The sequence below is a fragment of the Acidovorax sp. LjRoot66 genome (genome assembly GCF_964253305.1).
Lineage (GTDB): Bacteria > Pseudomonadota > Gammaproteobacteria > Burkholderiales > Burkholderiaceae_C > Acidovorax.
In genome coordinates, this window is the sequence record NZ_CAXUQU020000001.1 from 6083653 (window position 1) to 6104685 (window position 21033).

Consider the following 21033-nt stretch of genomic DNA (forward strand, 5'->3'; position numbering starts at 1 on the left):
CCGATTGATTGATGTCCGCACGCAACCCGCCTTCCTCTGCCACTGCCAACCGCTCGCCCGATTTCAGCGCCGGGTCGTCGGCTCCGCCGCCACCGCCGCGCCGGCGCCGCAGCTGGCTACGGCTGCTGGCCTGGCTAGTGCTCGGCCTGCTGGCGCTGGTGCTGGCCGTGGGCGGGGGCGCATGGTGGTGGGCGGGCAGCAACACATCGCTGGCCATGGCGCTGGCGCGGGCCGCGCAGTATTTGCCGGCGGACCAGAAGCTGGAGAGCCGCGACGTGAGCGGATCGCTGCGCGCGGGCGGCAACATTGGCTGGCTACGCTGGAGCAGCCCGGCCATGGTGGTGGAGGTAGACGGAGCGCGCATCGGCTGGCAACTGGCCCCGCTGCTCAGCCGCAAGGTGGAGCTGGGCGAGGTGCATGCCGCGCGCGTGCGCATCACCCCCCAGGCCACGGCGCCCAGCAGCACCGAACCCCTGAAACCGCTGGAGCAGCTGGTGCTGCCGGTGCAGGTGGCCGTGCCCTTCAAGGTGGACAGCCTGGAGTGGGCGGGCTCGCCCGAGCAGCAGACCAGCCTGGCCGGCAAGCCCGCCGTGCAGGCCCAGAACCTGGCCGGCGACTACCGCTACGACGGCACCGAACACCACCTGAAGGTCGACAACGTGGAGCTGGCCCAGGGCCGCTACAGCGCCCGCGTGAAGCTGCAGGCCCAGGCCCCCATGGCCATCGACGCCACGGTGGACGGCACGGTGCAGACCACGCCCCCGGGCGGCGGCAACCCGCTGCAGGTGGGCGCGCACGCCACCGTGCAGGGCACGCTGGCCACGGCGGCGGCGCAGTTGGAGCTGGCCGCGCGGCTGCAGCCGGTGGCGGTGGCGGCCCAGGTCGCGGCCTCGTCGGCACCGGCACCCGTCGCTGCACCGCGCAAGAACGCGCCCGCAACTCCCGCCAAGGCAAGCGCCCCCACCGAACCCATGCAGGCCGACGTGCAGGCCACCATCCTCCCCTGGGTGCCCCAGCCGCTCAAGCAGGCGCACGCCACCCTCAAGGCACTGGACCTGGCGGCCCTGTGGCCACAGGCGCCACGCACGCTGCTGCACGGCACGGTGCAGGTGGACCCGGTGGCGGCCACGGCTGCTGCCAGTGCGGCCCCCGCCCCTTCGGCACCCGCATCCACCCCCACCTCGCCCGCTGCGGCGCCCTCACTCGCCGGCGTGGGCTGGAACATCGAGGCCGACCTGCGCAACGACCTGCCCGGCCCGTGGGACACCAAACACCTGCCCCTGGCCGCACTGCAGGCCCGCGCGGGCTTTGACGGCGCGCGCTGGGACGTGCCCGCCGCCACCGCCACCATCGGCACGGGCAAGGCGGCTGGCACCATTGCCCTCAAGGGCCAGTTCACCCCCGCCACCGGCGCGGCGGAAGGCCAGGCCGAGCTGCGCAACCTGCGGCCTGACGCGCTGCACACCGCGCTGGCGGCGGCCCCGCTGGGCGGGCGCATCACGGCCCAGGGCCAGGCGGACCAGGCCGTGCGCTTTACGGCCGATATCCGCGCCACGGGCGCTGCGCCTGCGCAAGCCCCCGCGCAGGCTGCGGGCAAGAAAGGCGCCCCGCTGTTGCGCATCAACACCTTCACCGCCCAGGGCCAGTACCTGGCGCAGGCGGGCGGCGGCACGGTGCAGTTGGACCGCCTGCTGCTTGACGCCCTGCAGGCCAAGGTCGAGGCCACGCAGCTGCGCGTGGCCATTGGCGAGCAATCGGCCCAGGGCCAGCTGCGAGCCACGGTGCCTGGCGCCACGGCCAGCGCCAATGGCCAGATCGCACCCACCAAGGGCGCGGGCGAGCTGCAGCTGCAACTCAGCGATGCCGAGCGCACGCAGGCCTGGCTGGCCAGCCTGCCGGGCATGGCGGATGCAACCAAGGGCGCCACGGCCAAGGGCCAGGCACAGATCAATGCGCGCTGGACGGGCGGCTGGCAGACGGCTGCGAGCCAGATCGAAGCCCTGGCGGCCGGCAAGGCCCTGCCAGCAAGCGGCAAAGACGCGAACAACTTCACCCTGCAGGCCCGTGTGAACGCACCCCAGCTCGACGTGGCCCTGCCACCGGGCAAGGGGGCTGCAGGCGGCGCAGCGCCTATGTCCAACATCCAGCTGCGCGGAGTGAATGCCGAGCTGTCGGGATCGCTCGCCCAGGCCACGTTGGCGCTGGATGGCGAGGCCCGCACCGGCACGCAGCGCGCCACGGTGCGCACGCGCCTGTCGGGCGGCATGGGCGGCGCCAACGAATGGCAGGCCCAGGTGACCGAGTTGCGCCTGCAAGCGCAGGACACGCAACTGCCCGGCCCCTGGGCCGTGCAGTTGGCCGAGCCGGTGACCGTGAAGCTGCGCATGGGTGCGGCCACGCCAGCCCCTGCTGCTACGGCATCGGGCACCACCACGGCCACCAGCGCCGCCCTGTCGGTGCAGGCATCGGCCGGCCAGGCGCGCATCACCGGGCCAGTGCCGGGCACCGCCACGCTGCGCTGGCAGCCCATCACCTACGCCGGTGGCGGCGGCAGCCCGCTGCGCCTGCAGACGCAGGGCAGCCTGCAGGGCCTGCCCATGGCCTGGGTCGATGCGCTTGGCGGCGGCAGCGATGCCGCCGGCAAGCCGGCCCAGCCCCTGCTGGCCCGCCTGGGCTTGGCGGGCAACATCGTGTTTGACGGGCAGTGGAACGTGGACACCAGCAACGGCCCCCTGCGCGCCAGCGCCAGCGTGCGCCGCGCCTCGGGCGACCTGCGCATTCTGGCGGTGGACTCGGCCGCCATCACCACCGTGCAGAGCAGCGGCCAGGGCACCGGCGCGGGCAGCCCCAAGGCCACCGTGACCGAAGAGCCGGGCAGCGGCAGCAATGCCGGCGTGCGCCAGGCCGAGCTGAGCCTGGAGGCTGAGGGCGATGCCCTGCGCGCCAAGCTGGTGTGGGCCAGCGACCGTGCCGGCGAGGTGGACGCCACGGCCAGCACCCGCCTCACCCTGGGCAGCACCCTGGCCCAGACCACGCTGGCGCCCGACGCGCCGCTGGCCGGCACCTTGCGCGCCCGCCTGCCCGACGTGGGCGTGTGGTCGGCCCTGGCCCCGCCCGGCTGGCGCGTGCGCGGCACGCTGGATGCCAACGCCACCTTGTCGGGCACCCGCGCCGCGCCGCGCTGGGCCGGCACGCTGGGGGCCGACGAGCTGGCCGTGCGCTCCATCCTCGACGGGGTGGACCTGCAGGGCGGGCGCCTGCGCGCCGCGCTCAATGGCAACCAGCTGGACATTACGGAGTTTCGCCTGCGCGGGGGCAGCGGCAGCAAGGCGCGCATCCCCGGCTACAGCGGCAACCGCACGGCCGCCCCGCAAGACGGTGGCAGCCTCACCGGCACCGGCCGGGTGACCTGGGGCGATGCGGCAGCCAACAACAACAGTGGCATGTCGGGCCTGGGCATGAGTTTTCAGGCCGAGGCCAAGGCCCTGCAGGTGCTGGGCCGGGCTGATCGGCAGGTCAGCGTGTCGGGCAAGGTGCAGGCGCAACTACAGCAGGGCCAGTTCAGCGTGCGCGGGCAGTTGACCACCGACCGCGCCACCATCATCCTGCCCGACGAGACCGCGCCCAGCCTGGGCAGCGACGTGGTGGTGCGATCGGCCGCCAAGGACCGCGAGGCCCAGGCCAAGGCCCAGGCAGTGGCCAAGGCCACGCAGGCCGCCGCGCAGCCCGCCACCGGCACCACGCCCACCACGGCCAAGCCGCCAGACATCGCCATCACCCTGAACCTGGGGAGCGACTTCGCGCTGCAGGGCCAGGGCATCACCACGCGCCTGACGGGCGAGCTCGACATCCGCAGCAGCGCCGTGCCCGGCGCGCCCCCGCGCGTGATCGGCGAGGTGCGCACCGAGCAGGGCCGATACCGCGCCTGGGGACAGGTGCTGGACGTGGAGACGGGGCTCATCCGCTTCAGCGGCCCGTACAACAACCCCTCGCTCGACATTCTGGCGCTGCGCCCCAACATCAGCGTGCGCGCCGGCGTGCAGGTCAGCGGCTCGGCCCTGGCGCCGCGCGTGCGCCTGTATTCGGACCCCGATCTGCCCGACGCCGAAAAACTATCCTGGGTGGTGCTGGGCCGCGACGCCGCCGCCGGCGGCGCCGAAGCCGCCGTGCTGCAGCAGGCCGCCCTGGCCCTGCTGGGCCGCAAGGGCGGCGGCGGCACCGCCAACGTGGCCAGCCGCCTGGGCCTGGACGAAATCGGCTTCAAGGGCCCCGGCACCGGCGACGACGCCACCGGCGCGGCCCTGACCTTTGGCAAGCGTTTGTCCACCGACCTGTATGTGACGTACGAGCGCAGCCTGTCGGGCACCCTGGGCACGCTGTACATCTTTTATGACCTGTCGCGCCGCCTGACCCTGCGCGGGCAGACGGGGGCGCAGAGCGCGGTGGATATCATCTATACGCTGAAGTACGACTGATGCGGCATTGCGTTCAACCACCTGGCGTCGTTGGTTCGCCTTGCCGTCTGCGGCTTCCCGCCTAGCCATGCGGCTGAACGCAAAGCCGCATGCGGGGGCAGTCAGCGCGAAAACCCGGCCGTGCCGCAGGACCACCCGCGCAGCCCCTACAATCGCCCGCTGCGTCCTCCTCGTAGTTCAATGGATAGAACGAGTGCCTCCTAAGCGCTAGATACAGGTTCGATTCCTGTCGAGGGGACCACTTTCACCCTTTTAAATCAACCGCTTACGCGCCGTTGACTGCAAAACGGGACAAAACCGGGACAAATCAACGTCAGGTCTTGAACTGCCCATGCAGCGCCATCAGCCGCTGGGCCAGGCCCTCGGGGTCAATCCGCATGTTACTGGCCGACACGCTGCCCGCGCACACATGCTCATACCAGAGGTGGAACCCGGCCAGGTCTGGCAGCGGGTTCTCGGCCGCCAGCAGGATGGCCTCCCTGATGCTGCTGGCCTCGTAGTCGCCCAGGTGCTGGGCACCTTCCATCACGTGGGCACGGTAGTCGCCGGACTCAATCTTGATGATGTGCAGGGTCAGCAGCATGGTGCGCATAGTAGCTCGGCGCGTGCCTGCGGTGCCTGCCGGGCCAAAGTGGCTCGGACTCACTTTGAACGACCTTACCCAGGGTCGTGCCTACACCCCTGGGAATTTCGACATTTCGAAAGTTCGAAATTTCTGCCAGGGTGGGACCTTGCAGAATGCCCGACCTGTCAACCAGCGGACCCTGCAGATTCGGAGATTTGTCACCCGCTCGCCGCCGCATTGACGGATTGATCAATCCATCAATTTCGATGTGCGCAAGGGGGTAGCGGACGGCGACCCCGTTCAGCACGCCGGGGGGCAAGCAACTCCTGTTCTGTGCAGGAATTGAACGAAATCAATGACTTGCGACGGAAAGGACCCGGGGGGCAAAACCTACGCCTCGTCGGTTTTGAACGCGCGCCAAAAGGAGGTGCGGTTTCACCACCCCCTTTCTAAATGACTCCAAAGGGAGTGAATTGGGGATGGCTCAATTTTGAGCCATGGACAGTGATACCCAAATCCTGGGTATCACTCCGGGGCCGCAAACCGCCCCGCCTCCATAGCATCGGCTCGGCGCTTGCTCGGCAGGTAGACCCCGTCCTGCGCTTCCCGGATCCGCTTCTGCCGCTGGTTCACGCTCTGCGCCAGCTGCATAGCCTGGATGCGGCGCGTGGGGTTCTTCTCGTTGAAGGCCGCCACCGCCTCGCGCGCCTCGGCCTTGCCCGCCTCATCCCCGGCCATGGCCGCCATGGCGAACTGCTCCACCAGCGCGCTGCGTCGGGCCTGCAGCGCACGGTCGTGCTGCACGATCGCGCTCTTGCCCTCGAAGGAGTTGCGCACGCTCGATGGCGAGAAGCCGGCGGCCTGGCCCAGCAGCTCGGCGGCGCCCACCTCGTCCTGCACCACGATGCCCGTCTTGTCCTTCACGCCCTCGCTGCCGTAGCGGATCGCCTTCATCGGGCTGCGCAGCACCGTGGGCAGCATGCTCTCCAGGCCCCGCAGGTACTGGCCTTCGCCCAAGGCCTGCACGCCCTTCAGCGCGTTGACGCCGATGCCGGCCACCGGGCCCAGGGCGGCAGTCATGGCGGACTCGGCCAGACGCTGGCCCTCCAGCCCTTCCTGCACGTCCGGGAAGATCAGCTTGTCCAGGCCCACGCGGCCGGAGATGTCCCAGGGCGTCAGCCGTGAGAGCCCGTGGGCCAGCACCTCGGCAGGCTTCTGGCCCAGGGAATCGGCCAGCATGTTCTGCAGGGCCACCTGTGCGTCCCATGGTTCGTCATCGCTGCCCCCGATCATCGAGGCGGCGGCCAGCAGCGTGGTGACCATGGGCAGGCCCAGGGCTCCGGCGGCCAGGCCGTGCATCGTCAGCAGGCCGGCCAGCGCCTTGCGCGCGTCGGTGCGCTCTTTGGGTGTGGCGCCCTTCAGCGACTGCTGGGCGTTGCGCACCAGGGTGTAGACCATGTTCTGGCCGTACTGCTTGAACAGCAGCAGCACCCGGGCTGCGTTGCCCTGCATCACCCGCGGGCGGTTGTTCGAGCTGTAGTCGAAGTGGCCATCGTAGGTCGCCTTGACCGCATCGGCATAGGCCGTCTTCTGGTCGGCGCCGGCCTGGCGCGCGAGCCGGTAGGAGGCCACGAACGTCACCTGCCGGTTGAACTTCTCGGCGTGGTGGAACATCCAGCTGGCAGCCTTCATCACCGGCCGCAGCTTCCAGGACAGGTTGGCCAGGGGCCCGGAGTTGGCCTTGGCGTCCTCGCCCTGGGCAATGCCGGCAAGGTCGTGGGCCATGGTCACGTCGATCACGCCGGAGCGCACCGCCTCATCGTAGGCCGCCTTCTCGTCGGCATTGAGCGCGCCGGTGATGTCGTTCTTGTTGAGCGCGGCTTCCTTCGAGGCCTGCAGCAGCGCAGTGCCTGCCTTGGTAAACCCCCACTTCGCGCCCATCACCGGGTAGGCCACCAGCGCGGTCTGCGTCAGGTTGACCATGGCCGATGCCGGCGACAGGCCCAGGTGGAAGATGAAGCCGGCACTGGTGAGCGCGCTGGACAGCGAATTGCCGGTCGGGTTCATGGCCGAGTCGTGACGCTTGTTCATCTCGTCCACCACCTGGCGCGCGCGCACCGAGTCGTAGCCGGGCGCGTCATCGCGGGCGCTCACGTGCTTGTCCATCTCGGTGAGCTGGTCCTGCAGCTGGTCGCTGTAGCGCAGCTTGGCCAAGTACCGCGCGCCGTGGAACACGTTCTGGGCGAAGGCCCGGCGCGCGTCCTGGCTGAAGCCGGCCGTGCCCTTGCGGTGGATGCCGTGCTTGGCCCAGCTGAGATCCGGCATGCTCGACAGGTACAGCTGGCCCAGGGCGTCCTCAAGCTCGGCGCGCTGCTTGGCCTCCATGCCCTGCTTCTCCAGCACGCCGTACAGCTGCTCCATGAAGCCGCGGCCCACGGTGTCGCGGTCCGCCTGGAATTCCTTCGCCTTGAGCACCTTGCCCACGGTGAAACCCTGGCTGGCGGGGAACGGCGTGCGCAGCGTGTCGCGCGTGGCTTCAGCCTCGGCCATGGTCTCGGCCCGGCTGACGTTCACGGCTTTGCCCTCGCGGTCCTTGACCACCACCACGTACTGCCCGAAGCGGGCCAGGGGAAAGTACACCCCCTTGATGCGGCCGAAGAACTCCTCGTCCATGCGCTTGAGCAGCGCGTTCTTGCGCTCGCCCCCCATGCCGCTGCGCTCGATGCGCTCCTTGATGGCGCTGCGCACCTGGTTGGAATGCTCGCTGTACATGTCGCGGGCCCGGGCATAGATGTCCTTGGCGGCCGGCGAGAGAGCGTTGTACCTGCGCTGCAGGCTGGTCCAGTCGGTCTGGTTGTCGCCCGGCACGAATGCCTTGGACGGGTCGATCTGGGCCCGCGTGGCATCGTGCATGAGTTCGGCCAGTTGGCGCTCGTCGGGCAGCTTGCCCCAGGCCGTGGCCAGCTCATCTGCGCCGGCGCCGGCCTCGTTCTTGTCGGCGTCCATCTGGGCCATCAGGTCGCTGTAGGTCTGCATCTGCGGCAGCATGTCGCCGTAGACGTCCACCAGCTGCCGGCGGCCCAGGAACTGCAGGCCGAGGTTCATGTAGTCGTTGGCCTTGTAGCCGGCGTGCTTCTTGATGTTGGTGACGGTCAGGCCCTTGACGGCATCGCCGATGCGCTCGGAGTAGGCCGTCGGCGTCTCGTTCACGCGCGAGCCGGTATCTGCGTCGCTGGCCGGCGTGGTGCGCAGCGGCGTGCCGGGAGCCACGCTGCGCCCCTTGGTGTTCGAGAACCCTTCGCTTCCGGCATACGCGCCCTGCTGGCGCAACGTGCCCCCGGCGTCCGGGAGTGCGTCGGTGATGATGCCGGACGCCAGGGCGCCACGCACGGGCTTGGAGGCGATGTCGCCAGCCTCGCCCACCACGAACACACTGCCCGAACCGGACAGCCGCTGGAACCGGCGCACCGTGGCCGCCAGGTAGGGATAGCTGCGCGTCAGGATGCTGGCCGGCGCTTCGGACACAGCGCGCACATTGCCGTCCGCACCGGTACCGATGAGCGTGATCCAGCCGGGCCGCTGCGTGGATTTGCCCACGATGGCCAGGCCCTCCGGCCCATCGATGTGTGTGCCCAGGATCGCCATGGGCTTGCTGGCCTTCAGCAGCTTCTCCTCGCCGAAATCGTGGTACCGCACCATGTCGCCCAGCGGCCCGGTGTGGTTCTTGGAGTCGATCACCGCGTACTTGTTGCTGTTGATGACCACATGGGCCAGCATGCCCGGCACGTGGGCGGCAAGGTTCGTCGTAGCCTCGATGTCCGCCCGGCTGGGCGTGGGATTGCCTGACGGGTGGTTGTGCAGCACGTAGTAGCTGTCGGCCCCCGTGCGCTGCATGTTGTCGCGGAATTCCTGAAGGTACTCGGAACGCGTCATGCCAGCCGGCTGAGTGGGCGTCTCGCCGGGCAGGCGCGAGCTCACACCGGTGGAGTGCACCACCTGGCCATCCTTGATCAGGAAAACGCGGAAGGTCTCGAAGCGGGGATCGCGGAAGACCTGGGCCAGTTCGGCCAGGCGCTGGGGGCTGTCTACTCGTTGCCCGAGGAGGGCTTGGCTGCCGGCTTGCTGGATTCGGTCGGCGATTCCAAGTCCCACGAGAGAGGCGGTCCGACGCGGTACGGCGCCACCATCCCCCCGCACACGCTCCCCGGCCGCACCACGGGCTCGACCAGTTGTTGGTCCGAATCCATCGTCGGGTTGGGTGGGTTCTTGAGCGCGTCCATCGGTGGAACTGTACTCGCTGCCAGGATCATCGGCAACGCCGTTCAGCAGTTCGCCCTGGCTCGGGTCGACCTCGCGACCGGTTCGGGCGTCCTCCATGCCCAGGCGGAATTCGGAGGCCTCTGGAGCGGCGTTGCGGCGGGCCTGCTCCTGCTGCGCACGGCGTGCGCGCTCGGTGGTGGCCTGCTGCTGCGATGCACTGGGGGGTGCATCGCCCAGCAGGTCCTGTGCTACGCCAGGGCGCGCTTGCCCATTTCCTTGGCCAGCACGGCCTTGCGCTGCTCGGGCGTCAGCTTCTTGAGGGCCACGGCGGCCTTGATCGCCTGCTTGCGCTCCTGCTGATTCGTTGGCAATGGCATCTTGGATCTCCTGCTCGGTGGCGCCCAGGGCGCGCAAAAAGTCTGCTGTACTGGTGTTGCTGTCGGTGCTCAGAACGATGTCGTCGTCGTTCAGTTCGAACAGCGCCGAGTCGGAGAGATCCGCCACGGCAGAGGCTGCATCTTCCTCCATCTCACGCTGGCGCGCAACGCGATTTTGCATCTCGTTCTCGGCTGCATCAGGGGTGTACTGCGCCACGATGCGCTCGCCGCGCAGCGCCTGGCCCACCAGGTCATAAAGTGCCGTCTCGTCGGGGCTGGCCAGGAAGCCTTCCTCCACTGCCGCCTGGGCCAGCTTGTCCAGTGGCTTGCCGGACTTGCGGAAGATAGGCCCGTAACCCGACACCATCGCCCGGCGCTGCTCGGCCGCGCCGGGCGCGAACTCGCTGCGCTGATCCAAGGCGATGCCGTGCTTGGCGATGAAGGCTTTGAACGGATTGGCCTCTGCGGCTGCAGCGCGTGCGCGGGCACCTGGTGCGGTGCGCTTGGCTTCGGCCTCTCTGAAGTCGTCACGCTGCTGCTGGGCGGTGCCGGGAGAGGATGCCGGCAATTTTTCAGCCATCTGGGCGGCAGGCGCTCCCGGGGCAACCCCGGAGGCGCCGCCGGCCTGCGCATCGCGCGCATCGATCTCGCCCACCACCTGCGCGAGGGTCTTGCCCTTGGGATCGATACCCAGCCCGCGCGCGACCTTGTTGGCCGCCATGGCGTTGCGGCGCCAGGTGGGGTTGCGGGCCTCTACCGCTGGGGCTGGTGCTGCCGGCGCTTGCGGTTGTTGCGATTGCGCTTGCTGGGCTTGATTGGCTTGAGGGGCACTGGCGTTCTCCTGGGGTTGCTGCGTCTGCTGAGCGCCGTTGGCGCCGGCCACCATCCGGCCCGTAGGCCCGGTGTCGAAGGTCAAAGCAGGATTTCCTGCGTTGCTCACGGGCGATACAGGATTTCCTGTATCGGTGTTGGGCGTCACGGGGGAGGTGCTGCTCAGCCCCAAGTCGGCGCGGCGCTGGCGCTCGGCCTCCTCAGCCATGCGGGCCTGCTGCTGCTCGTTCGCACGGGCCACAGCCTCGGCACGCGCTTCGGTGCGCACGCCCTGCTGGCCGGCCACCATGCGGCCGGTCGTGCTGCTGTCGAACGGCAGGGATGCGGCACCCTCGTCCTGCGGCATGGCTGCGCGCGCGGCAGGGTCCAGGCGGGCGGTGGGCGCCACGTCGTAGCCGCGGCCCGAGGGGTGGGGCACCACCGACATGGCGATGCCCTCGGCTGCGGCCGCGCGGCGCAGCGCGTGCGCGCGGTTCAGGGCCAGGGGCGAGCCGGGCTCGATGTTCTCGGCCAAGGCCAGGCGGGCGATGGTCTGCTGCTCAGCGCTGGGCCCTGCAGGTGGCCGGCCGGAAGCCGCGCCGGGTGTGGGCTCGAAGTCGATTCCCCCATCGTAGGTGGCCGGCCCCTGCGGCGCCAAGCTCAGCCGTGGTGCTGGCGCGTCCAGTTGCTTGTCGGTGCCGAAGTCGCCGAGCTCGTCGTCCAGGGAAGCGTTGACGGTGCGCAGCGCCTCCACCCGCTGCGCCGGCGTGATGCTCCGGTCGGCGGCGGTCAGGGTGGCGAACGCTGCGTCCAGCGCCGCTTCGTCCTGGCGTGGGCCACCAGTGGCGTGGAAGTGGTCCTTCAGCGCATCCCACTGGCCGGAGCGGTAGTAGTCGATGGCCGCGCGCGCCTCGCCCGGCAGGCGGTTCAGCGAGTCCACCAGCTCCGGATACTGCTCGCCCTGCAGCTGCTCGTCCTGGTACTGGGTTACCCAGTTCGGCAGGCTCTCGGCGGGCTGGCGCGCATCGAAGCCGGGCACCACCTCGCCCACGGGCTGCTGGCCAACAGGCGCGACGGGCTCAGCGTTGAGCTCATCGGGGCGCTGCGTCAACGTGCGCAGCTGGTTCTCGTGGAACGTGCGCACGCCGGGCGGGAGATCTGCGCGCTGCAGCTGCTGCTCGCTGTACCGTGCCTCCTGGCGCTGCGCTGGCGGCAGCATGTCGATGCGCGCGCTGAGCACGTCCGGTGCCAGAGCTGCGGGTGCTGCGGCGGCGGGCGCTGGCGTGGGGGCCGGCGTGGGCGTCAGCTGCAGGTTGCCCGCCATGGCTGCGGCCTTGGACAGTGGGCCCGCGGTGGGATCGATTGCCGGGGCGGCCGGGGCCACGGGCGCAGGTGCAGCGGTGCTGCCCACGCTGGGATCGTCGGCCGGGTTCAACTGTTGGCCACCTGTTGCAGGTTGGCCAGCCTGTGCGCCGTGCCCGCCGGTGAGCAGCGATGTGCCCGCGCCGGTGATGCCACCCAGCGCCGCCCCCATGCCGGCCGCCGCCGCCACGCCCTTCGTCGGGTCGATGGTCTTGTCGTATGGCATGGCCGCGCGCTGGCCCTCGTACTGGGTCACGCCCTCCTCCACCGCTTCGCCCCCGCCCTCCACAAGCCCGGTCTTGATCGCACGCGAGGCAGCGTTGCCCGCGAAAGCCTTGCCGCCGGCAAACAGGCGCTCAGCACCGACCAGGCCGCTGGCCCCGCCGATCATGGCCGGGATCACACTGGCATTGCGCCCGGACTGCACAGCCTGCTCCTCCGTGGCGCCGGCCTTGCTGGCCAGGTCGTAGGCCGTGCCCGCGGCATCCCCGCCCGCCATGGCCGCACCTGCTGCAGCGCCACCGGCCAGGCCGCCGCGCGCCACGTTCTGGGCACTGGCGCCCGCGAGCCGCGCAGCCGCATTGCCACCCTTCACGGCGAAGCCTGGGCCTGCAAAGGAGCCCACGGCTTGCGCCGCCGACAGCACGGGGTTGTCCACCACGTAGCGGCCCACGGCGCCGAGCTCATCCATGGGGCCCTCGGCCTGCGCCACGTCCTGGCGGAAGGTCTGCTTAGCCGCCTTCGTCGCATCGGACTGGTTTGCCTCGCCCGCCTGGATGATGTTTCTGTCGATGAAGCCCGAGACCGCATTGCCGGGCTTGATGAAGTTGGCCGCAGCCGACACTCCTCCGGCAGCCGCGTTCGCCGCCTCGATCACCGTGTCGTTGGCGATGGCGGCGAGCGTGCGTTTTCGCAGCGGCTGCGCCGTCGTCGGGTCAAACGCGTCGGAAGGTTCGGCTGGGAGCCGGGCGGATTGGGGATCGAAGTCGAGTGCCATGCCCCGCAGTCTTCCCACGGGGGCAGCGGGCGGCAAACCCTACTGGGGCTTGTGCGTGGGACGCCCGCAAGCCGCGCCGGCGAGACATCCCACTGCACCGCCCGGCCTTTTACTTCTTGCCTTGTAAGCCTCGCCGTGTACTATCAGGCCGATGTCTGGTTACTTTTTCGTTACATGTGGCCCCCTTCGCAGGGCCCTTGCTCTCCCAGGAATTCCCGCGTGAATCCTGTCCCCCTCTCTCTTGCCGAAGAACTGCACCAGGGGTTCGACGACTTCCAGAACACTGTTCAGACCTGGGATCAAATCGACCGCGCCCTGTTTTCTGACCTCCACGCGCGCGCCATGGATCTGTCCAAGACGAACTTGGAGGCCGGGAATCTCATCCTTGCGAAGTTGGGTTCCCTTGTGGGCGACGATACCGAGGTCGAGCGTTGGTGTCGGAACCTGGAACTCAATCACCACCTGGATACTGCGCTTCACATGCGCTTTCACCACTACGTGAATATGGGGCGTGCAACTGCTGGGCAGGACCTGCTTCCAAAGGTTATCGCACGTCGCTCTGATCAGAATCTACTTCACCTGATGCATGGTGCTATCGCCTTGGGCGCATTCACTACTGCCAACAAGACATTGGAGGAGGCCCTCATGCGTAATGAAGTGCTTGTGGGAAGTGCGTTTATAGAGACCATTAAGTCGTCGGCAAAAGTCATCGCGGAACTAGGGATTGAAGATTCGCATATTGCGAAAATGTTTGATGAGGCCGGGGATATTCTTAGGGAAGCTCGCCGCAACTGGGCAAGCTACGCGCTGTCTATCGTGGCCCTGCCCTCGACAAGGGGCGGCCCTGCCGTGTCCGTGGAATGGCCGCTGTCGGTCAGCCCCGCCGAGGCGGCGCAGCTGACTTGGGAGCTGACGGGGCGTCTGGTTGATAAGGATCTGGACCGCCCCGGTTTCAGCCTCGGCTTTCTTGGCGTGAAACTGCAATGACGGTTGCCGCCCGCGAACTGTTGACGCTTGCCCAGCAAATCTGTGACTTTGCGACAGAAGCTGGATACCGCAGTGCGATCTCCCGCGCTTACTACTCGGTCTACCACGGCTGTCTAGAGTGGGAAGGGACATTCCCGAGCCCTGGAACTAATACCGGCCCACATGGCGGTTCGCACCAGCAGTTGCTTAATCGCTTGAGAAATCCCGCGCCGGAGTTGAAAGACCCTCAAGCACGAAGCCTATGCCGGAGAGTCGCAGCGCTTGTTGACGGCCTTCGCACTAAGCGCAAGGTGGCGGACTATGAACTTGCCGCGCTGAATCACGGGGCCGCTGACGCCGCAAACAGCTGTGCTCAAGCTGAGATAGTGTTTCAACAAATTGGCGTCGCCGTTCCGACCACAAGCGGCCCAGCTGAGCCAGCTACGCCGTCAGAACCTGAACCGCTGCCGCCGAGTAGCGGACGGCCTGCATTGCGCAGAATCCAGTAGCGCCTCCCCTGCAAGTGCGCAGGAGTCTACACATCTGGGAGCCCGCCATGGGAACATTCAGCCCCGCACACTGGTTCATCGTTCTGCTGATGATCACGCCCTTGATGGCGCTGCTCGTCGTGCCCACCTGGCGGATCCTGCACCGCGCCGGGTTCAATGGCGCCTGGGCCCTGCTGATGCTGGTGCCCGTGGTGGGCCTGCTGGTGCCCTGGGCCATTGCCTTCCTGAAGTGGCCCACGGACCGCGAGGCCCGCACCACGACATCGAGCGCGGGTCTGGTGGTGGGGGTGGTGCTGCTGCCGCTGGCCCTGGTCACGCTGGGCATGGTGGTGAATGCCACCGTGGGCCAGGTCCTTGGCCCAATGACTTCGGTTGTGGAGATCCCAGCACTCCAGAGCCCGCCAGCCGTGGCGCCGCAGTTCGGGCAGCAGGTGCCGGCGCCAGCTGTCACGGCCGGGCCAGCATTTGCGCCGCCTATTCCTGGGCAGCAGGCGCCGGGAGGCTTCGATCCATCCAGCGCCCGCAAGGTCGACTAGGCAGGCTGCCAGCCCTTCTCGGTGTATCTGGCGCGCTTGCCATTGCCGTCCACGTAGGTTTTCCCGATTTCGAACTGGGCCGCTTGAGCACTGCTCTGCGCGCCTTCCGTCCGCGTCTCCCCCGTGCGCCGGTTGTAGATCACTCCCGGCTGCGTCACGGCCAGGCCCGTCTTGGGGTCCACCGACTGGCCGCCGGGCGAGTGCGCCCAGGAATCGTCATCGGTCTTGCCTGCCAAAGCCATGAGCCGCGCGCGAGCAGTGCGCTGGGCCTGGGGCGTGGTCGCCCGCTCGAGATCCATCTGCGCGCGCTCAGCGCGATCACTCGCCCGATTGGAGTACCCCGCCGCAACCTGTGCCAGCGAGAGCCGGCCCCGGTCGATCTGGTTGGCCGCATTGGCACGCTGCGTGGCGCCTGCCTGCTGCAGGCCCTCGCGCTGCAGGCCCCCAGTCTGGCGCATGCCCTCCAGTTCGGCAGCGGCCTCGTTCTGGACGCTGTTGCTGTCGCGCTGAAGAGCGGCACGGTAGGCCATCATGGAGTCGCTGTTCTCCGCGCCCTTCCCGCCCCACTTCCGAGTATTCGTGATGCTGCTGGCCGAGACTTCTGCATCGCGCAGCCGCTGCTCTGGCGTGCGGCCGCGCATGTTGCCCTGGGTGCTGGACGAGCCGATGACGCCCGTGAAGCCGCCAGTGAAGCTGCCTGGCATGACTGGGCCGGAGCCTGGGCCAGTGGCCTGGCCGATACCCACCCGGCGCTCAGATTCGCCCTGGGCCAAGGCGGAAAGGCGGTCGGCAGCTGTCATGTTCTGGGCGCTGGGCTGAGAGCCAGAGCGGTCGGAAAAGTAGACGCGATCACCGACAGGAGACCGCGTTGCCGTCTGGCCCGGGAAGGCAGATGCATCGGGCGTCCGCGCGGCCGAGGTGTCGCCGGTGTTCATGTAGCCGCCTCGGGGCGTCTGGCCGTTCACCGTGATGTCGCCGGCCACGTTGGCGCCCGAGTAGCTGTTGCCCACGCGGGTGACGTTGCTGGTGCTGGGGGCAGCCGCAGGCGGCGGTGTGCCCGTGTCGGTAGCGGAGGTTCCTGCCGCGATGGACGCCAGGGTGCGCGGCTGGAAGGCAGGCTCGGGAGCTGCAGGTGGTGGACTGCTCGAAGCAGCCGCGAGCGACGGCGCCGCAGCGGTCGCAGCGCCAGCCGCAGCTGTAGCGTTCATCGCTCGGGATGCCGCGTTGATGCCGCTGCTGATCGCGCCGCCGGTGGCCGCCACCTGGCGCACGCCGCCCAGGCCCGGCACGGCCGAAAGCGTGTTGGCCACGTTGCGCCCCACTTCCGTGTTGGCCAAGCTGTTCTGCGAGCCATCAGCCGCGGGCGTGGGCACGGACTGCGGGCCGGAGGGAATGCTGGCCACTCGGCTGTCCAGGGATGGGCTTTGAGCCGCTGGCACACCGGTCGGCACCACGCTCACGCTGGCATCACGTGCAGCGGCCGCCTGGTCGCCGAAGCTGTTGGGCTTGGGCTCCTCGACCAGGTCGCCGTTCACGTAGTGGTGCTTGCGCGCTGAGGCTTTCACAGGCGTGTGCGTTTCTCGCACCAGGTCGCGCAGCCGGCGCACCCCCACCGTTTGGACGGTATCCGCAGGCAGGACGAACTCGCCATCGGACAGGCGCGCTGGGATGGAATCGCTGGTGCCCGTGCCTGGCCCGCGCACGTGCCCGCCGTTGTTCAGGCCCGCGGCCTTCTCCCGGCGCTCTGTCGCCCCCATGCCGGCGTAGTCGGCGATGGCTGGTGCTGGGGCCGGTACGGGCGCGGGCGCTGCAGCTGCGCGCTCCTGGGCGCTCTGGTTCTTGTAGGCGGCGATCCGCGCATTGCGCTCGGGGTCCATGCCGAACAGCTGCTGCACACGCTTCACGAACCCGCCCTCCGCGAAGTATTGCGGCTCCGGGGACGCGCTGGCTTGCTTGTAGCCCATGGCCTCCACCTGAGGAATGAGGGCCCGGAGCCTGGCAGCGCCGCGCGGCTCGGCCGCGGGCTGTGGCGCGGCCTGGGGATAGCCCATGGCCTGCACCTTGGGGATCATGTCGCGCAGGCCTTCGAGGCCACGGGAGCCGAAAGCCACGGGCCCGCCGTTGGCGAATCCGGGCACGGCCTGCTGCTCTGCCTGCTGGCGCTCGAGTTCTTCCTGGGCGAATCGCTCGGATTCCGCGCTGGCTTGGTCTGCAAGGGCAAGACCGGAAGCGCGGCGGCCCTGGCGCTGGGCCGACATGGATTGCTCGAAGTCATCCACATAGCCGCCGTCGGCGAATCGGGGGACAGGGCGGCCGGTGCCTGCGTGGGCGATCTGGCGAAGGGTTCGTTTCATGGCGTGCTTTCTGCGTGTCTCGGTGGATTCTTCCGGGGCACGACGGGGACGCCAAACCCCACGGGAGGGTGCGCTACCAGCTGCTGCGCACCACGGGTGGCCGCTTGTCGCGCTGCTTGCGCTGCACGTTGGCGTCGGGCTTGGCGCCGAAAGAGCGCTCGAAGTTGGATTCGTACTCGGCCGCCTTCACCGGGTTCAGGGTGTCGGCGTCGTTCTTGAGGTAGGCGCAGCGGTAGACCCAGTCCTTCAACTGCTCCTGGAAGCGCTCGGGCAGCTCGATCTTCCCGTTGGGCAGGTCGGCACTCAGCGGCTTGAGGGCGCCACGGTAGACGGTCAGCGCCACGGTGCCGGTTTTGGTGGGCGAGTAGACCAGGCGCAGGCGGGCCGGCGTGGCCCCGCTGGCCTGCTCGAAGATGAACTGGCGGGGCTGGCCCGTGCGGGACTCCCAGCCATCGCTGCAGGCGTCCATGGCCTCCAGGCTGGTCTCGCCCAGAGGCTTCCCGTCCAGCGATGCGCGCTTGATCTCCAGCACGGAAGGGTGCAGGTCATAAACGGCCACGCCCGCCTGCACAGCGATGTTGCACACGGCGGGCGTTGAGCGGTCCTCGGTCAGCTTGGCCCGCTCGTTGGCCTCCTGCACCGCGGCATTCAGGAAGCGGACGATCTCCTCGTCGCTCCAGAACGGAGGGTCCTCGTGGTCAGTGAGGTCCTTCCGGAATGCCTCGATGAACTGCTCGACGTTCATGGTGTTTAGGCCGGCAGTTCTGCGAACAGGGTATCGGCCTCCTCGCGCGACACATGGAAGCCCACCTTGGCCTTCAGCCGGGCCAGGGCGGGCTTGCCCTCGCCGGTGAAGTCTTCGGGATCATCGGCGACTACCATCTGCTGCAGCGCCTCCGTGATGGCTGCCTTGCGGTCTGCGCCGGACAACGGTGTGCTGGCTGGGCCGTCGAAGGCCACGGCGCCGCGGGCAGCAGCTTCCCGGTGGAACATAGGGTCGAGGGGGCCGCCATCGGGCGTGATGACGGCTGTGTGGCCGGTTGTCAGTGCCACATGGATCGGCTGATCGGTGAGGGAGCGGAAGTTCATGATGCGTGTCCTTGAAAAAGATGCCCCCCAGCTGGATGGCCGAGGGGCAAAGGGCTGATGACAGCCCGCCCGAGAGAGATGGGTTTAGCCTTGGCTGAAGGCTGCGCGGCCGTCCACGAGGTAGAGCACCGTGAGCTTGCCAGCGCCAGCCGTCGGGGCCGTCCCGGTTCCGGTCCAGGCGATGCCGACAGTCCCTGCAGCGCTGTACTTCTTGCCGGTGACCACGATGGGCACAGCGCCTGCGGCGGTGATGTCGGCAGACAGGGCCGCGTAGGTGGTGTTCACCGCCGCGTTGGCCCCCACCTTGTCGCCGATGGAGAACTTGTCGTCCGTGGCGCTGTTGAAGATGGTCGTGATGGCCAGATGGCCGCCGACGACGATGGCGCCAGCAGGCACGTCCACAGCAGCGGCATAGGCGCCGCTGACCAGGTCGGCATAGGTGAAGTCGGCAGTGGCCGCGATGACTTCTTGGCGGCCAGAGAGTTTCGTGATGGGCATGATGTTCCTTCAGCAACAGGGGAAAAGGGATGCGGGCGGAGCGCCTGGCCCCGCCCGTCGGACCTGCTTAGCCGCGCAGGTAGTGGTCGATGGTGAGCAGGCCGAAGTCTTCGTCGGACCTGTCGTAGATCGAGTAGAAGACCGGCTTCAGGAAGCCCAGCATCTTGTCGATGTTCAAGCCGACCTTGCTGTCGTACTGGAACAGCTTCTCCACCCAGTCACCGGGCCCGATGTCGGCGAAGGCCAGAGCCTGCGCACCGCACAGCAGCGTGCGGGTGCCGTTGACGTTGCCGCCGGAACCCCACTTCGAGCCGGGGGCAGCACCGAGGGTGTTGTAGACCTTGTTGTGCTCGTGGATCACGGCACCGTCGACGGTCACGGTCGCACCGGTGAACCATGGGGAGTCCATGCCGGCCTTCGTGGCGACGGCCACCACAGCGCGCTGGTAGTCGGGGTCCTTCTTCAGCTCGGCCAGCGCGCCTGGCGCCATGAACATCACGTAGTAAGGCTTGCCGTCTTGCATCAGCGGCTTGATGCGGTGCGTCTTCGCGTAGGCGATGGCGTCCACGATCATGGCGTACTTCGGCACGTAGGCCGTGGTGATCGAGCCAGTGGCCGAGACTTGCAGGCTGGTGCCGTCGTACATCAGCGAGCGCTTCGCAGAGGGCGCAGTGACGTCGCCCGCGAATTCCAGCTGCATGAACGTGTCTTGGGGACGCACGGACCCGTCGGTGTTGAATGCGTAGCTGATGCCCGACATGGTCAGGAAGGCGAGTTGGTCCGTGCGGTCGGCCAACCAGTTCGCCAGCTTGTCGCGTCCGACTTCACGGAAGCTGATCACCGAGCGCTGGTCCGACAGCTTGCCCTTGTTCTTCACGCCATGCGAGATCTGGCCAAGCTCGATGATCTGGCTGTGAGATTCCATCGACTCTTCCATGCCCTCGCGCTCGTTGTCTCCTGCCACACCGTCGCCGATCAGATCGGCAACCAGTTGGAAGATGCACTCGGTGCCCTTTTCGCTGGCGGTGAGCTCGGTGATGCGGTGCACCACGCTATTGCCGGTGGTGCTGATGAAGTTCTTGAGGAACATCTGGTCGCGCGCGGCTTTCCAGGTGGTGCGCGCCCAGTTGACTTTCTGAATCGGCGTAAGGGCCGCGAAATTGGTTTCCATGTCCAGCTCCAATAAGTAGATTTACTTGTCGGGACATGACGCCGCCCATCTGCGAGACATGGCTTGGGAGGCGGCCAAGAGCGCCTGGCCGTTTAACGCCAGCCAAGGGCGACAACCCGGTGATGACGCCGGCAAGGTGGGTGAATCCTTGCCGGCCTGTTCGGTCAGTACCCCAGGGCTTTCTTCTTCTCGGCCTCGGGCAACGCGTTGAACTCGTCGTCCGTCATCTTCGAGGTGTCGATTGCCGCTGGGTCAGCACGGTTGCCCATGCCTGCCTGTACTCCCGGTGGCTGCAGTAGCGAGTGCGCTGCACCGCGTTTGTCTGCCGCCGCAAGGCGAGTGTCTACCGGGGCGCCCTTCCCTGGCAATTCCCTACTGGGGGTCGGCGCGAAGCGCGTGACTGTGGAGGCGATGGCCTGCGCCAAGGCTTCGTGCTTCGGGATGCCCTGGGCGATCTTGTTCCGGTGCAGGGCCTCGATGACTTCCAGCGCCTCCTCACCCTCGGGACCATCCAGCCACGGGTACTGCGCAATCGCATTGGTCACCACCTGGTCGGCGAGGGTGCTCGCTTGCCGCGCGGACATCCGGCTCTCCAGGCGCTCCACCGCGCTGTCCTCGATGTACTGGTTGATCTCTCGGCGCACGGCACGCGCTGCAGCTGCATCGCCGTCCATCATGGCGGCGGTGTAGCGGTCTTCTGCGGCATCCAAGTCGAACGCCGGAGCTGCTGGCGCTGCGGCCGTGGCAGCCGGCTGGCCAGGGATGAGCGCAGCGAGTTGGGCCCGCAGCTCGGCGTTTTCGCGCTCGCGCTGCGCCAGCTGTTCCTCGGTCTGCCGGCGGCGCTCGTTCACCTCGTTCAAGCGCGCACGGGGGATGCCCTGGCCGCCGCCCTTGCCGCCCTTGCCGGCGTCGTCTTCCTCGATGTCCAGGACCTCGGCGCCTGTGCTGCCCGCGCCCTCAGGGGCGCCTGGGCCGTCGTTGCCCAGGTCCAGCGGCTCTTCTTCGTTGGTGGCGCCAGTAGCCCCTGGCGCTTGTGCTTGGTCTTGCGTCGTCATCTCGTGGTT

Annotated in this window: 11 protein-coding genes and 1 tRNA gene; 4 read left to right on the forward strand and 8 right to left on the reverse strand. The window is 68.4% G+C overall.

Features of this window, described 5'->3' with window-relative positions; translation table 11 throughout:
* The first annotated feature begins 11 nt into the window (after positions 1–11).
* Entirely contained in the window at positions 12–4475 is a 4464-nt protein-coding gene (locus ACSQ3Y_RS28485; protein ID WP_436179597.1) for a translocation/assembly module TamB domain-containing protein, read from the forward strand.
* Between the two features lie 166 nt (positions 4476–4641).
* Positions 4642–4716, forward strand: a tRNA-Arg gene (locus ACSQ3Y_RS28490).
* A 72-nt stretch (positions 4717–4788) separates the two neighbouring features.
* Here ACSQ3Y_RS28490 and ACSQ3Y_RS28495 read toward each other — a convergent pair.
* On the reverse strand, positions 4789–5058 hold the full coding sequence (locus ACSQ3Y_RS28495; protein WP_436179598.1) for a hypothetical protein: 270 nt from the start codon (positions 5056–5058) through the stop codon (positions 4789–4791).
* 507 nt (positions 5059–5565) lie between these two features.
* Positions 5566–12846 (reverse strand): PLxRFG domain-containing protein, encoded by a 7281-nt coding sequence (locus ACSQ3Y_RS28500; RefSeq protein WP_436179599.1) that lies wholly within the window; start codon positions 12844–12846, stop codon positions 5566–5568.
* Positions 12847–13065: 219 nt separating this feature from the next.
* Here ACSQ3Y_RS28500 and ACSQ3Y_RS28505 point away from each other — a divergent pair, with 219 nt between their 5' ends.
* A complete protein-coding gene (locus ACSQ3Y_RS28505; protein ID WP_436179600.1) occupies positions 13066–13833 on the forward strand; it encodes a hypothetical protein in 768 nt (255 codons plus the stop codon).
* Positions 13834–14368: 535 nt separating this feature from the next.
* On the forward strand, positions 14369–14857 hold the full coding sequence (locus ACSQ3Y_RS28510) for a hypothetical protein (protein ID WP_436179601.1): 489 nt from the start codon (positions 14369–14371) through the stop codon (positions 14855–14857).
* Here the strand turns inward: ACSQ3Y_RS28510 and ACSQ3Y_RS28515 are convergent.
* From ACSQ3Y_RS28515 to ACSQ3Y_RS28540, 6 genes are all read right to left on the reverse strand, one after another.
* Complete coding sequence (locus ACSQ3Y_RS28515) at positions 14854–17211, reverse strand: hypothetical protein (RefSeq protein WP_436179602.1); 2358 nt, start codon at positions 17209–17211, stop codon at positions 14854–14856. The two genes, ACSQ3Y_RS28510 and ACSQ3Y_RS28515, sit on opposite strands and share 4 nt — an antisense overlap.
* Positions 17212–17284: 73 nt before the next feature.
* A complete protein-coding gene (locus ACSQ3Y_RS28520; RefSeq protein WP_436179603.1) occupies positions 17285–17956 on the reverse strand; it encodes a phage adaptor protein in 672 nt (223 codons plus the stop codon).
* A 5-nt stretch (positions 17957–17961) separates the two neighbouring features.
* Positions 17962–18300, reverse strand: a complete 339-nt coding sequence (locus tag ACSQ3Y_RS28525; protein ID WP_436179604.1) for a hypothetical protein — start codon at positions 18298–18300, stop codon at positions 17962–17964.
* An 84-nt stretch (positions 18301–18384) separates the two neighbouring features.
* Positions 18385–18798 carry a hypothetical protein gene (locus ACSQ3Y_RS28530; RefSeq protein WP_436179605.1) on the reverse strand — a complete coding sequence of 138 codons (414 nt, stop codon included), beginning with the start codon at positions 18796–18798 and terminating at the stop codon, positions 18385–18387.
* A gap of 67 nt (positions 18799–18865) precedes the next feature.
* Positions 18866–19969 (reverse strand): N4-gp56 family major capsid protein, encoded by a 1104-nt coding sequence (locus tag ACSQ3Y_RS28535; RefSeq protein WP_436179606.1) that lies wholly within the window; start codon positions 19967–19969, stop codon positions 18866–18868.
* Between the two features lie 164 nt (positions 19970–20133).
* Positions 20134–21024 (reverse strand): hypothetical protein, encoded by an 891-nt coding sequence (locus ACSQ3Y_RS28540; protein ID WP_436179607.1) that lies wholly within the window; start codon positions 21022–21024, stop codon positions 20134–20136.
* Positions 21025–21033 lie beyond the last annotated feature (9 nt).

Excerpts from the sequence above, each read along its gene's own strand:
- ACSQ3Y_RS28500 (WP_436179599.1), bottom strand. The coding sequence starts at position 12,846 with ATGGCACTCGACTTCGATCCCCAATCCGCCCGGCTCCCAGCCGAACCT.
- ACSQ3Y_RS28525 (WP_436179604.1), bottom strand. The coding sequence starts at position 18,300 with ATGAACTTCCGCTCCCTCACCGATCAGCCGATCCATGTGGCACTGACA.
- ACSQ3Y_RS28520 (WP_436179603.1), bottom strand. The coding sequence starts at position 17,956 with ATGAACGTCGAGCAGTTCATCGAGGCATTCCGGAAGGACCTCACTGAC.
- ACSQ3Y_RS28535 (WP_436179606.1), bottom strand. The coding sequence starts at position 19,969 with ATGGAAACCAATTTCGCGGCCCTTACGCCGATTCAGAAAGTCAACTGG.
- ACSQ3Y_RS28530 (WP_436179605.1), bottom strand. The coding sequence starts at position 18,798 with ATGCCCATCACGAAACTCTCTGGCCGCCAAGAAGTCATCGCGGCCACT.
- ACSQ3Y_RS28515 (WP_436179602.1), bottom strand. The coding sequence starts at position 17,211 with ATGAAACGAACCCTTCGCCAGATCGCCCACGCAGGCACCGGCCGCCCT.
- ACSQ3Y_RS28495 (WP_436179598.1), bottom strand. The coding sequence starts at position 5,058 with ATGCTGCTGACCCTGCACATCATCAAGATTGAGTCCGGCGACTACCGT.
- ACSQ3Y_RS28540 (WP_436179607.1), bottom strand. The coding sequence starts at position 21,024 with ATGACGACGCAAGACCAAGCACAAGCGCCAGGGGCTACTGGCGCCACC.
- ACSQ3Y_RS28485 (WP_436179597.1), top strand. The coding sequence starts at position 12 with ATGTCCGCACGCAACCCGCCTTCCTCTGCCACTGCCAACCGCTCGCCC.
- ACSQ3Y_RS28510 (WP_436179601.1), top strand. The coding sequence starts at position 14,369 with ATGGGAACATTCAGCCCCGCACACTGGTTCATCGTTCTGCTGATGATC.